We start from the raw sequence: 12,344 nt of genomic DNA, 5'->3' as shown, positions 1-12,344 counted from the left end.
GCGGGCCTGACCGCGGTAGCGCCGGGCTACCTTGAGCCGGGTGTGGCGCGCGAGCTGGCGCTGCTGGCATCCGCGGAGGGGCAGGGCCCGGCAACCGTATACAGGTTCTCCGCACAGTCAGTGCGCCGGGCGCTCGACGACGGGCAGGACGCCGTGGCAATCCTGACCTTCCTTGAGAAGCACTCCGCGACAAACGTCCCACAACCGCTGCGCTATCTGGTGGAAGACACCGCAGCCCGTTACGGCTCCCTGCGCGTTGGTCCCGCATCCAGCTACGTTCGAAGCGACGACGACGCCGCTCTAACGGCCCTGCTCTCTGATCCTGCCGCTGCCTCGCTCGGGCTCGCCCGGCTCGCTCCGACGGTCGTGACGGCCCGGGCCACGCCGGCTGAATTGGCCGCTTCCCTGCGTGAGCTCGGCTATTCGCCCGCCTTGGAGGGCGGCGCGGCACCGCGGGTTACCTTACGGGCGGCAGCCGGCTCCGCGCCGTCGTCGTCCGCGGTACGGACCAACCCCTGGGTACTTACGGAGACAGATCTTGAAGCGCAGATGACGGTGCTGCGGGGCAACGGCCGGCCCGGCACGGGCGGAGGAGCCGAAAGCGAGGCGATGATCGGCCTTGAAACGCTGCGGACTGCGATCCGAACAAAGCAGGCCGTCCGGATGGGCTTTGCGGACAGCGCAGGGAATTCCACCCGTCAGGTGTTTGTTCCACTGTCGGTCCATGCCGGCCGTGTACGGGTCTTCGACCCGGAGAAGGAAACCGAGCGCGTAATTTCCGTGCATCGGATCATGGATGTGGAAACTGTGGAAGGGGCTTCAACGGATGCCTAACGGGCCGCTGATCGTCCAGAGCGACAAGACCATCCTGCTGGAGGTGGATCACGAGCAGGCCACCGAAGCCCGGCATGCCATTGCCGCTTTCGCCGAACTGGAGCGCGCGCCGGAGCATGTGCACAGCTACCGCCTCACTCCCCTTGGGTTGTGGAACGCCCGCGCGGCAGGGCTCGACGCCGAACAGGTGCTGGATACGCTGCTGAAGTACTCCCGTTTCCCGGTGCCGCACGCGCTCCTCGTCGACGTCGAGGAAACAATGTCCCGCTACGGCCGGCTGCGGTTGGAAAAGGATGACCAGCACGGCCTCGTGCTGCGCACCAACGACTACCCCGTGCTCGAGGAAGTCCTGCACGCGAAGAAGATCGAGCCGCTTCTGGGCCCGCGCATTGACGGCGAGACGGTGGTGGTGCACTCGTCCCAGCGCGGGCAGCTGAAGCAGCTCCTGCTCAAACTCGGGTGGCCGGCTGAGGATCTCGCCGGCTATGTTGACGGCACCCCGCACCCCATCATGCTCAACGAAGACGGCTGGGCGCTGCGTCCCTATCAGAAGGTGGCCACGGAGAACTTCTGGGCGGGCGGGTCCGGCGTCGTTGTGCTTCCCTGCGGGGCAGGTAAAACCCTGGTGGGCGCCGCGGCCATGGCGACGAGCTCCACGACCACCCTCATCCTCGTGACGAACACCGTCTCCGCCCGGCAGTGGAAGGACGAACTGCTCAAGCGGACCTCGCTGACCGAGGAAGAGATCGGCGAGTACTCCGGATCCGTCAAGGAGGTCCGGCCGGTCACCATCGCGACCTACCAGGTGCTGACCCTGCGCCGCGGCGGGCTCTACCCGCACCTCGAACTGCTCGACGCCAATGACTGGGGCCTCATTGTGTATGACGAGGTTCATCTGCTGCCCGCACCGATCTTCCGCATGACCGCTGACCTGCAGGCCCGTCGGCGGCTCGGCCTGACCGCCACCTTGGTGCGTGAGGACGGCCGCGAAGGCGAGGTGTTCTCCCTCATTGGACCGAAGCGCTATGACGCGCCCTGGAAGGACATCGAAGCGCAGGGCTACATTGCGCCTGCGGACTGTGTTGAGGTGCGGGTCGACCTCCCGCGCGATGAGAGGGTCGCCTACGCAATGGCCGACGACGGCGACAAATACCGTCTGTGCGCAACCTCCGAGACGAAGACAACAGTCGTGGAGAAGCTGGTCGCCTCGCACAAGGGCGAACAGCTCCTCGTGATCGGGCAGTACATCGATCAACTGGATGAGCTGGGTGAGCGGCTCGATGCTCCCGTCATCAAAGGTGAGACGTCCGTCAAGGAACGCCAGCGCCTGTTCAATGCCTTTCGCTCCGGGGAGCTGCACATCCTAGTTGTTTCCAAGGTCGCTAATTTCTCGATCGACCTTCCGGAAGCGTCAGTGGCAATACAGGTGTCAGGGTCCTTCGGCTCCCGGCAGGAGGAGGCGCAGCGGCTGGGCCGGCTGCTGCGGCCGAAGGGTGACGGTAGGGCAGCGCGGTTCTATACCGTCGTCGCGCGTGACACCATCGACCAGGATTTTGCAGCAAAGCGTCAGCGGTTCCTCGCTGAACAGGGCTACGCCTACACCATCATGGATGCCGCAGACATCCCACAGACCTGACACCCGACGCGCATACAGCAAGCATCCAGACAACTCCCAGCTGCTGGGAGCATACTGGGAATCGTGAATAAATCAGTACCTGAAGCCAAACTGCTTGTAGTCGATGACGAGCCGAATATCCGGGAACTGCTCTCCACTTCACTGCGGTTCGCGGGATTCGATGTTGTCGCCGCCGCCAACGGACGCGACGCCCTCGCCGCAGCGGAAACTCACAATCCAGACCTCGCCGTCCTCGACGTGATGCTGCCGGACATGGACGGCTTCACCGTCACCCGCCGGCTCCGCGCCGCTGGCCGCCACTTCCCCGTGGTCTTCCTGACGGCACGCGATGACACCGATGACAAAGTCACCGGCCTCACCGTGGGCGGTGATGATTACGTGACCAAGCCCTTCAGCCTCGACGAGGTGGTTGCCCGTATCCGCGCCGTCCTGCGCCGCACCCAGCCACACGACGACGACGGCGCCGTCATCCGTGTCGATGACCTCGAACTGGACGACGACGCCCACGAGGTGCGCCGCGGCGGGGAGGTCATTGACCTCTCCCCCACAGAGTTCAAGCTCCTCCGCTACCTGATGATGAACCCGAACCGCGTCCTGTCCAAAGCGCAGATCCTCGATCACGTCTGGGAGTACGACTTCAACGGAGACGCCTCCATCGTGGAGTCCTACATCTCCTACCTGCGGCGCAAGATCGACAAGAACCCGGATGCCGCGGCGCTGATTCAGACCAAGCGCGGGGTCGGTTACCTGCTGCGCACCGCTGACAAGCGGTAACAAGCATCTCTGTACCCGCCGTGATACGTCGCTGGAAGTCTGCCTCCCTCCGCACGCAACTCATCGCCATCATGACCCTGCTCATGGTGTTCACGGTTGCCATCACGGGGATCGTGACCATCTCCCTGCTCCGCAACAGTCTCATAGTCCAGATGGACCAGGACATCGATGCCAACGCGCAGCTGGTGACCAACACCATCGGCACCATCGGCAGTGACACCAGTCAGGACCTTTCCCGCTTCTATGGCGTCTGGCTCGACTCCAACGGAAACGCTATCCGCGCAACCCACTCGTCTGCGCTCTACGAGGTTCCAAAACTTCCTCTACTCGATCACGAAGAAGTTGAGGAACGAGACGTGGAGGGCTTCACGGTTCCCGGGAGCAGGGGTGAGAGCGAGTGGCGCGTCATGGTGTTCCCGCTGCAGGCGGACAACACGTCGGTGGCTGTTGCCAGCCCCATGTCTACCCTGAACCAGACAGTGTCCGAAGCCGGGCGCATCATCTTCACAGTCGGACTCTTTTCAATTGCCGCCGCCTCGATCGTCGCCTACCTTGCGGTTACTCGGCAGTTCCGTCCGTTGAGCCGCGTCGAGCGGACAGCGGCGGCGATCGCCGCCGGCGACCTCTCACGCCGCGTCGAGGTTGAGCGTCCCGCCACCGAGGTGGGCAGGCTCTCCCGCTCCCTGAACGCCATGCTTGCGCACATCGAGTCTGCGTTTGCAGCCCGGATGGATTCAGAACGGAAAATGCGCCGCTTCGTCGCGGACGCTTCGCATGAACTTCGTACACCCCTGGTCACCATTCGCGGATTTTCCGAGCTGTACCGTCACGGTGCCCTCCAGAACGACGACGACGTCAAGGCCGCCATGGGCCGTATCGAGAGCGAAGCCAAGCGGATGGGCCAATTGGTCGAGGATCTGCTCACCCTGGCGCGCATCGACGAGCAGCGGCCCCTCGAGTCCCAACCGCTAGACCTGCTGGTGCTGGGAAACGATGCCGCCATGGACGCCCGAGCCATCGCACCGGAACGCACTATCCGCGTGATCGGCCTCGACGGTGGACCGGCGCGTCATGCCCCGACAGTCGGTGACGAGGCCCGCCTCCGCCAGGTCGTCGCAAACCTGATGACCAACGCCCTGCGGTATACGCCCGAAGGGTCGCCGATCGAGGTTGCCGTGGGCGTCGCTCCCGTGATCCATGGCCGAAGCGATTCGGTGATCGAGGTACGCGACCACGGTCCCGGCATCTCCGAGGAAGACGCCGCGAGGGTCTTCGAGCGCTTTTACCGGGCAGACTCCTCACGCTACCGGGAAACCGGCGGTACCGGCCTTGGCTTGGCCATTGTCGCGGCGCTGGTTGCGCAGCATGATGGAAGCGTTCGGCTCGAGGACACCCCCGGCGGCGGCGCCACCTTATCCATTCGGCTGCCGCATGACACGGAAAGCACGCCGCCGGCAGACGACTGACGCGCGATTCTTGCAGGGGACTCCTCCTCCCCGGCCCCTTGGGTGCAGGCAGGTTACCCACATTCCGCTGCCAAGGGCGTGCGCCGCTTCCCGCGCCCTCTAACGTCGAAGGCGCAGCGCATACACAGCAGAAGCCCAGGAGGAACCATGACCTACTTCAACGTCAATACGGACTCGCTCGCCGCCAAGAGCGCAGACGTGCAAAATACCATCGCCCGGCTCCAGGCAGAGGTCAATGCCATGCAGTCGGGGCTGAGATCCCTGGAGTCCGAGTGGCAGGGTCAGGCCTCGCAGAACTTCCAGCAGCTGGTGACGGACTGGCGTGCAACCCAGCTCAAGGTCGAGGAATCGCTGACCAGCATCAACCAGGCTCTCGGCGTTGCAACCGAGCAGTACAGTCAGGCAGAGCTGAGCAACGCCCGCATGTTCATGCACTAGCCGAACCGGCCCACCCCCGAAGTTTTGTGCAGCTGCGGCGGCTTCCAGGCCGGAGAACCCGCCATAGCTGCACGAATCTTCCGGCTCGCACAGCCCAAAGGCCGACCCCTGTAAGGGATCGGCCTTTGGTGTAACTGTCTTCGCAGGTATTCCTGCTGGTGAGGCTGGGAAGCTTAGAAGCCGCCCATCCCGCCCATGCCGCCCATTTCGTCGCCGCCGCCTGCGGGAGCAGCCTTCTCAGGCTTGTCCGCGACAACAGCTTCGGTGGTAAGGAACAGGCCCGCAATGGAGGCAGCGTTCTGCAGTGCAGAGCGGGTAACCTTCACGGGGTCGTTCACGCCGGCAGCCAGAAGGTCCTCGTAATCGCCGGTTGCGGCGTTGAGGCCATGGCCTGCGGGCAGTCCGCGAACCTTCTCGATCACAACGCCGGGCTCGAGGCCAGCATTGAAAGCGATCTGCTTGAGGGGAGCGTCGATGGCGATGCGAACAATGTTTGCACCGGTTGCCTCGTCGCCCTCAAGGTTGAGGTTGGCGAATGCCTTGGCGCCGGCCTGAATCAGGGCCACGCCGCCACCGGCAACAATGCCTTCTTCAACAGCAGCCTTTGCGTTGCGGACGGCGTCCTCAATGCGGTGCTTGCGCTCCTTCAGCTCAACCTCGGTTGCGGCTCCGGCCTTGATGACTGCAACGCCGCCTGCCAGCTTGGCCAGACGTTCCTGCAGCTTCTCGCGGTCATAGTCCGAGTCGGAGTTCTCGATCTCGGCGCGGATCTGCGCAACCCGGCCGGCGATCTCCTCGGCATTGCCGGCACCCTCGACAATGGTGGTCTCGTCCTTGGTGACAACAACCTTGCGTGCCTGGCCCAGAAGATCCAGGGTTGCGTTCTCCAGCTTGAGGCCAACTTCCTCGGCGATGACCTGGCCCCCGGTCAGGATGGCGATGTCAGCCAGCTGAGCCTTGCGGCGGTCGCCGAAGCCCGGTGCCTTGACGGCAACGGACTTGAAGGTGCCGCGGATCTTGTTGACCACGAGGGTAGCCAGGGCTTCGCCCTCGATGTCTTCGGCGATGATCAGCAGCGGCTTGCCGGACTGCATGACCTTCTCAAGAACAGCGACAAGATCCTTGACGTTGGAAATCTTCGAGTTGACGATCAGGATGTAGGGGTCTTCAAGGACCGTCTCCTGGCGCTCTGCGTCGGTGACGAAGTAGCCGGAAATGTAACCCTTGTCGAAGCGCATACCCTCGGTGAGCTCAAGCTCGAGTCCAAAGGTGTTGGACTCCTCGACGGTGATAACGCCTTCCTTGCCCACTTTGTCGAGGGCTTCAGCGATGAGGTCACCGATCTGCTGGTCACCGGCGGAGATCGAAGCCGTAGCTGCGATCTCTTCCTTGGTCTCGATCTCCTTGGCGGAGGTGAGAAGCTCGGCGGTGACGGCGTCAACTGCCTTCTCGATTCCGCGCTTGAGGCTCAGCGGATCAGCACCGGCGGCTACGTTGCGCAGGCCTTCCTTGACGAGTGCCTGGGCGAGGACGGTGGCGGTGGTGGTTCCGTCACCGGCGACGTCGTCGGTCTTCTTTGCAACTTCCTTGACCAGCTCGGCGCCGATCTTCTCGAACGGATCGTCGAGTTCGATCTCCTTGGCGATGGAAACGCCGTCGTTGGTGATCGTGGGAGCGCCCCACTTCTTCTCAAGGACAACGTTGCGACCGCGGGGGCCCAGCGTAACCTTGACTGCGTCAGCGAGGATGTTCAATCCGCGCTCGAGGCCGCGGCGTGCCTCTTCATCAAAAGAAATGATCTTGGCCATAACGGCGTAGGTCCTTTCGGGACGGTCATGCGTATGCTGCTACCGGCCTGTGATGCCCGCGACGGACGGACTGATCCGGGAGGATCTCTGTACCTCCCCAACCAGCCCTCACCACAGAGGTTGCCTGGTTCACTCCCAGTGTGGCGTCTTAGCAGTCGTCACACCAGAGTGCTAAGACAATAATTAGCACTCACACACTGCGAGTGCAAGCTGTTTCGCCTTGGGGAAAAACAACGACGACGGCGCACCAGCCCTGACAGGGGAAGCGCGCCGTCGTTGTTCAGTGTTGCTTGGGTTGCTCAGGATGCGAGCCGCACGGCCTCCGCCTGCGGGCCCTTCTGGCCTTCTCCGATTTCGAATTGGACCCGCTGGCCCTCATCGAGTGCACGGTAGCCCTCCATGTCTATTGCGGACCAGTGCACAAAGACATCCGCCCCGCCCTCATCGACAGTGATGAAGCCGTACCCCTTTTCAGCGTTGAACCATTTCACGGTTCCCTGCGCCATGTTGTTCTCCCACTATGTAGATCCCCCGCTTAACTATTGACGGCGGGGCTGAGATACATCTAATCCCAGAACTCGAAAGCAGTGATGCGGAACACAGTGAATGTTATTGATCCTTAACCGGGCGGCTCACTGGAAGCCGGGGCCGACCACCACCGTGATATCGCCGAAACCCGCATTGCCCTGGACAGCGCCGATACCAAGGGCACCGGCGAGCGCCTCAGCCGTGGGGCGCTGCTCCTCTGCGTTGTAGAGCACGATGGACCCCTGCAGCTGCTGGCCGGACCAGTTGCCGATCTGGGTCACGTTCCAGCCATCCGCCTGCAGCCTGCCCGCCGCTGTGCTTGCCAGCCCACTGACCGCGGTGGCGTTCAGCACGGCAACCGGCTGGGTGATGTCGACGACTGCTGCCGCTTCTGACGGCGAATCGGTTGCCTCGGCTGTCGGTTCCTCTTCGGTTGTCGGTTCCGAGCCGGCAGTCGGCTCTTCCCCGGGAGTGGGTGCGGCACTGGGCGACACAGATTCCGTGGGCTCCGCAGATTCACTGGCGTCTTCGCTGGGTTCTCCCTCCGCCCCCTCGGCCGTGATGGACGGCATCGGCGCAGAACTGGTGCTCCCCGGAGTGACATCGCTGGCCTGCCCAAGCCCAAGGCGCGGAAAGAGGAAGTATGCGGCCAGGCCAACCGCGAGGACCAGGACTCCCGCAACAACCTTCAATGCCAGACCGCTAGATCGCGTAGGCACAATGCGCTCGCGGTGGACTCCCTGCCGGGCGGCGGATTCGGGAACCTGGTCGAATTCGTCGCGGGGGTATTGGGTCATGGTGCGGGGAATCCTCGGATTGGGTGGACGTGGGTGCTAAACATCGACGCCAAGACGGCGCGCTGATCGGGCGCGTTGGCGGGTTGTACGTAGTCTACGCAGTCTCTTCACGAGCATCGGGTCATGGGCAAGCGCGGCTTCTGTATCGATAAGCGCATTGAGGATCTGGTAGTAGTGCGTGGCAGAGAGATCAAACAGCTCACGAATGGCCTGCTCTTTGGCCCCCGAGTATTTCCACCACTGTCTCTCGAGCTCAAGTATCCGCTCTTCCCGCTCACCCAGGCCTGACTCCCGCAAGCCCGCGGCGTGGCCGTTCTGGTCTGTCTGCGCCGGTCCCTGCATGCTCACGACACACCGTCCAATCCACCGTTTCCGCCCAATTTACTTTCCCCATGGTAGTGGCGAATCACACCGTTGTCATTTACCCGCGGTGGAGCTTGAGTGCCCATCCGGGCAAAGATAGAACCATGAACGACGACGACGACGGCGGCACCACCCTGTCCATTCCTTCCGGCACGGGCGCAGCGCTGCCGTTCGCCGCTCCGGCGACGCTCGAGGAAATCATGGCTTCCGACTGGGCGGCAGCGCTTCAGCCCGTTCAGCCACAGATTCACCAGCTGGCCCGGGATCTGGCTCTCGAGCAAGCGGCCGGCGCCCACGTGCTGCCGCGCCCGGACCACATACTGCGGACCTTCACCTATCCACTCAACCACGTCAAGGTCATCATCGTCGGCCAGGACCCCTACCCCACTCCCGGACACTCCGTCGGTCTGGCGTTCTCCGTTACCCGGCAAACCAAACTGCCGCGCAGCCTGGTCAACATCTACAGGGAGCTGTCTACGGATCTTGGGGCACCGGCACCCAGCCACGGTGACCTTTCGTGCTGGGCTGACGAGGGGGTCTTGCTGCTCAACCGGGTCCTCACAGTCCGAGCGGGTGAAACGGGTTCCCACCGGAAGCTTGGCTGGAACGCAGTCACTGATGCCGCCGTCCGGGCTCTGGTTGCCCGTGACCAGCCGCTGGTTGCCATTCTGTGGGGCCGCGAGGCACAGCAGCTCAAGCCGCTGCTGGGCTCTACGCCGCTCGTCGAGTCCGCTCACCCGAGTCCCTTATCAGCCTCCCGCGGCTTCTTCGGCTCCCGGCCCTTCAGCCGGGCCAATGCGCTCCTCGCCGAACAGGGTGCCGAGCCGGTGAACTGGCTTCGCGGCTAGAGTCGCCGGATCATCTGCGTCGATTACGGCGTCGTTCGTTGCTGCTGAGCTTCTTGGTGAACGGTCGTGCCAGATTGTCACCCAGGACCACGCCGCCGGCGATGGCCAAAATGATGGTGAGAGCGTTGAACAGGCCGATGGCGCCAGCGCCGGTCACGTCCGTCTCGATTGTGAGGTCATACATCGACCGGAAAATCGTGAGCCCGGGGTAGAGGAACATCACCGCAGGCACGGCGACCACCAGCTGCGGTGCGCCCATCCGGAGGGCAACCACCCGCGCGAGCATGCCGATCAGGACAGCCGCAATGGCGGGCGCAAGCCGATAGCCGACGCCGAGGTTCACAACGAGCGAATAGAGCAGGAACCCGGCAGTTCCGATGAGTGACGTAGGTACAACCAGGGCCATGTCCGTCTGCTCGGCAATACAGATCATTGCAACCGCGATGAAGATGAGCACCGCAACCACCGGCAGCGGGTACAGGGAGCCGACCGACGACGTCACGTCAAGCTCAGGAACCCCGAGGAGGTTGCCGAGCACCAGCGCAACGGCGATGCCGGACACAATTCCGGCGAAGACGAGGAAGGCAGACAGGAACCTCCCTGCTGCAGTCACCGGGAATCCGTTGATCGCGTCCTGGGTTGCAGATACGAGCCTGCCGGTGGGCAGGAGCAGCAGGATCCCGCCGACCACGACCAGGGCGGGCGCGATCGGTACGTTCAGCGACCACAACAGCACTGCGGCCAACGTGACGAGGGCGGCCGAGGTGGCCGTCGCAAAAAATTCAGGCACCCGCCAACGCCCCAGCTGACGCGAGAGCAGGTCAACACCGATACAGCTTGCAAACGAGATCAGTGAGCCAAGCGGTCCGCCGCCGATGAACGCCACGATGGCCGCAGCGAAGACACCGAAGGCGGCCGTGACCATCCAACGCGGGAAAGGCTTGGGCCGGTGAGTTATCTCGTCAAGGCGCCGGATGGCTTCGGAACGGTCCACCCCGCCGTCGACGACGTCGGTCACCAGCTGGTGGACCCGTGTCAGTCCCGCATAATTGTTGGTCCAGGACCGTACCACGCGCAGAACGGTCGTGGGGGTCTGGTCCTTCGCTGAGTAGTTGAGCACCACCGACTGGTTGGTGATGTCCACCTCGATGTTGTCGAGCCCGAACGCCGCGGTCACGGCAATGATGCTCGTCTCGACTTCCAGCGCTCCGGCACCGTATCGGAACATCGTCTCAGCGAGACTGAGCGCGAAATCGAGCGTGCGGCGGGCGCCGACGTCGGGGCCTCCCACCTGGATAGTGGGGTTGGCATAGGGACTGCCGGCGAGCCGCTCCACCAGGTTCATCGCCTGGGTGGGCGGAGATTCCCCCTGGACAAGGCGCCGAAGCATCTTGCGGGCTGCCAGCTGTGAACGGTCCGGGCGGGCGGACTGCGGGGTGATCGGCAGGGCATCGGTCGGGTTGGACTGCGGCCGGGCGGCTGCTTTCCGCGCGATTTTCGACTTGGCCTTGCCCGGCGATGCCGGCGACTTCACGACGGGAAGCTGTTCAGCCACCGGAGAGGGGTTGGTATCCGGGCTCCGGCGCTTGCCCGCACCGGTCTTGTCTGCCACTCTTATGCCCCTTTCCTGGCTCATGATCGTTCGTCGTGGCCGGGCCTGCTGTTTAGTAGAACGGTTGATTTGTGCGCCGCCAGTACACCTGGCGCATGATGCGTTCGCCCAGCTTCTGCCACGCACGGTACTTCATGGGACTGAGCACCTGGTCATAACAACCCACGAAGTCCGTGACCGTCTTGGTGAAGCTCGTCTTGAACAGGCCGAGACCGTGGTGCTGATGGCTCTTGTCCTTCAGCTGATCGCTTGGAGGGGTCCCGCAGAAGTCGTACTCAACAATGTTGTGCTCGGCCTTGAGATCATTGATCGCCCTCCACTGAAGGAGATGCGAATCACCGTATTGCGAGCGGCCCGGCTTGGATCCACCGTCTTTGTAGGTGCCCTTGCGGCCGTAGTTGATGACGAAGGCACCAACGGAAGGCTCGCCGTCCTCGTGCACAAAGTAGAGCCTGCCCTGACCGGCGGAAACGAAGTTCGTCCAGAATCGCCGGTAGTACTCGAACGAGCGGAGACGTGCCGCTGAGCGGTCCTCAATGTGCGCCATGAGGCGGTACATCGTGCGGAAATTCTCATCCGTGGGTTCCATCTGCTCCACGGTGACGCCCTCCCGCTCTGCCCGCCGGACGGCGTTGCGCCCGCGCGAGTGCAGGTTGCGCAGCAGCTGGTTCGGCTCCGGGGTGGTGTCGAGGATGGCCGTGTGATCATTCGGCTGGAGATTGAAGGCCTTCACCAGACCGGCGCGCCGGAAGAGGGTGCGGACGCCGTCATCGTCCTCAATGTCCGGCTCGATCTTGACTGCAAAGACTGCGAGCTTTGACTCCCGGATGAAGGACTTGCACGCGTCCAGGACCGCAGGAACATCCTCGGGGGCTGCCACATCCGGGCCCTTGATCAGGTACCAGAGGCTCCCGAGAAGCGGGACCTTTTTCTCGAGGACCAGGTTGTAGGTGGTGTATCCGGCGGATTCGAACACGAGAAACAGGGGCTTCCAGCCATGGTGGGACTTGACCTCTGCAAACGCCGCCGACTGCAGAAGGTTGCCGCCGTTTGGATTGGCGGTGACCAGGGAATCCCAGTTCCCGCGTTCTTCCGCAGTGGCAAATCGCGCAGTAAACGTACCCATGGTCCTCAATCACAACTGGTCGGAAGGCGTCGATTCAGTGTAGCCGTTGGCACTGGCCGGATCCGGCGTCGCCCGCGGGTGCCCTGTACCGCTGGACCCAGGGATGGATAGCAT

At 63.4% G+C, this 12,344-nt stretch carries 12 protein-coding genes; 6 read left to right on the top strand and 6 right to left on the bottom strand.

All coding sequences use genetic code 11. The annotated features are described in order from the left end of the window. The 5 genes from P4U43_RS13050 to P4U43_RS13030 all read left to right on the top strand — a co-directional run. Nucleotides 1-834 (top strand): helicase-associated domain-containing protein (locus P4U43_RS13050; protein ID WP_277359119.1); only part of this gene is annotated, 834 nt, incomplete at its 5' end. Beyond that, complete coding sequence (locus P4U43_RS13045; RefSeq protein ID WP_277359118.1) at nucleotides 827-2,470, top strand: DNA repair helicase XPB; 1,644 nt, start codon at nucleotides 827-829, stop codon at nucleotides 2,468-2,470. The genes P4U43_RS13050 and P4U43_RS13045, both read left to right, overlap by 8 nt. Before the next feature lie 63 nt (nucleotides 2,471-2,533). Further along, the gene (locus tag P4U43_RS13040) at nucleotides 2,534-3,244 is read left to right on the top strand and encodes a response regulator transcription factor (RefSeq protein ID WP_056550000.1); all 711 of its coding nucleotides are present in this window, start codon (nucleotides 2,534-2,536) and stop codon (nucleotides 3,242-3,244) included. A gap of 71 nt (nucleotides 3,245-3,315) precedes the next feature. Next, nucleotides 3,316-4,710 carry a sensor histidine kinase gene (locus P4U43_RS13035; RefSeq protein WP_277359117.1) on the top strand — a complete coding sequence of 465 codons (1,395 nt, stop codon included), beginning with the start codon at nucleotides 3,316-3,318 and terminating at the stop codon, nucleotides 4,708-4,710. A 147-nt stretch (nucleotides 4,711-4,857) separates the two neighbouring features. Then, the gene (locus P4U43_RS13030; RefSeq protein WP_056549995.1) at nucleotides 4,858-5,148 is read left to right on the top strand and encodes a WXG100 family type VII secretion target; all 291 of its coding nucleotides are present in this window, start codon (nucleotides 4,858-4,860) and stop codon (nucleotides 5,146-5,148) included. A 173-nt stretch (nucleotides 5,149-5,321) separates the two neighbouring features. On the opposite strand, the gene groL is transcribed toward P4U43_RS13030, so the two are convergent. From groL to P4U43_RS13010, 4 genes are all read right to left on the bottom strand, one after another. Next, complete coding sequence (gene groL, locus P4U43_RS13025) at nucleotides 5,322-6,956, bottom strand: chaperonin GroEL (protein WP_056549992.1); 1,635 nt, start codon at nucleotides 6,954-6,956, stop codon at nucleotides 5,322-5,324. Nucleotides 6,957-7,255: 299 nt separating this feature from the next. Further along, on the bottom strand, nucleotides 7,256-7,462 hold the full coding sequence (locus P4U43_RS13020) for a cold-shock protein (RefSeq protein ID WP_056549990.1): 207 nt from the start codon (nucleotides 7,460-7,462) through the stop codon (nucleotides 7,256-7,258). Between the two features lie 126 nt (nucleotides 7,463-7,588). Further along, nucleotides 7,589-8,281: a LytR C-terminal domain-containing protein gene (locus tag P4U43_RS13015; RefSeq protein WP_056549987.1), complete on the bottom strand. Its 693-nt coding sequence runs from the start codon at nucleotides 8,279-8,281 to the stop codon at nucleotides 7,589-7,591. A 36-nt stretch (nucleotides 8,282-8,317) separates the two neighbouring features. Further along, the gene (locus tag P4U43_RS13010; RefSeq protein WP_277359121.1) at nucleotides 8,318-8,623 is read right to left on the bottom strand and encodes a DUF3263 domain-containing protein; all 306 of its coding nucleotides are present in this window, start codon (nucleotides 8,621-8,623) and stop codon (nucleotides 8,318-8,320) included. A gap of 125 nt (nucleotides 8,624-8,748) precedes the next feature. On the opposite strand from P4U43_RS13010, the gene P4U43_RS13005 reads away from it, so the two are divergent. Continuing rightward, nucleotides 8,749-9,492 carry a uracil-DNA glycosylase gene (locus P4U43_RS13005; protein ID WP_082566194.1) on the top strand — a complete coding sequence of 248 codons (744 nt, stop codon included), beginning with the start codon at nucleotides 8,749-8,751 and terminating at the stop codon, nucleotides 9,490-9,492. A 10-nt stretch (nucleotides 9,493-9,502) separates the two neighbouring features. Here P4U43_RS13005 and P4U43_RS13000 read toward each other — a convergent pair whose 3' ends face one another. Continuing rightward, nucleotides 9,503-11,104 (bottom strand): threonine/serine exporter family protein, encoded by a 1,602-nt coding sequence (locus tag P4U43_RS13000; RefSeq protein WP_235563340.1) that lies wholly within the window; start codon nucleotides 11,102-11,104, stop codon nucleotides 9,503-9,505. Nucleotides 11,105-11,156: 52 nt separating this feature from the next. After that, nucleotides 11,157-12,230 carry a lipid II:glycine glycyltransferase FemX gene (locus P4U43_RS12995; RefSeq protein ID WP_277359116.1) on the bottom strand — a complete coding sequence of 358 codons (1,074 nt, stop codon included), beginning with the start codon at nucleotides 12,228-12,230 and terminating at the stop codon, nucleotides 11,157-11,159. Nucleotides 12,231-12,344: the final 114 nt, after the last annotated feature.

It is taken from the genome of Arthrobacter vasquezii (genome assembly GCF_029455255.1).
GTDB lineage: Bacteria > Actinomycetota > Actinomycetes > Actinomycetales > Micrococcaceae > Arthrobacter_D > Arthrobacter_D parietis.
The sequence above is the reverse complement of the archived record's forward strand: the minus strand, read 5'-3'. Positions and strand labels throughout refer to the sequence as shown.

Bases quoted from the DNA above. Each gene is read 5' to 3' on its own strand.
- P4U43_RS13045 (WP_277359118.1), top strand. From the start codon at position 827: ATGCCTAACGGGCCGCTGATCGTCCAGAGCGACAAGACCATCCTGCTG.
- P4U43_RS13035 (WP_277359117.1), top strand. From the start codon at position 3,316: ATGACCCTGCTCATGGTGTTCACGGTTGCCATCACGGGGATCGTGACC.
- P4U43_RS13030 (WP_056549995.1), top strand. From the start codon at position 4,858: ATGACCTACTTCAACGTCAATACGGACTCGCTCGCCGCCAAGAGCGCA.
- groL (WP_056549992.1), bottom strand. From the start codon at position 6,956: ATGGCCAAGATCATTTCTTTTGATGAAGAGGCACGCCGCGGCCTCGAG.
- P4U43_RS13020 (WP_056549990.1), bottom strand. From the start codon at position 7,462: ATGGCGCAGGGAACCGTGAAATGGTTCAACGCTGAAAAGGGGTACGGC.
- P4U43_RS13015 (WP_056549987.1), bottom strand. From the start codon at position 8,281: ATGACCCAATACCCCCGCGACGAATTCGACCAGGTTCCCGAATCCGCC.
- P4U43_RS13010 (WP_277359121.1), bottom strand. From the start codon at position 8,623: ATGCAGGGACCGGCGCAGACAGACCAGAACGGCCACGCCGCGGGCTTG.
- P4U43_RS13005 (WP_082566194.1), top strand. From the start codon at position 8,749: ATGAACGACGACGACGACGGCGGCACCACCCTGTCCATTCCTTCCGGC.
- P4U43_RS12995 (WP_277359116.1), bottom strand. From the start codon at position 12,230: ATGGGTACGTTTACTGCGCGATTTGCCACTGCGGAAGAACGCGGGAAC.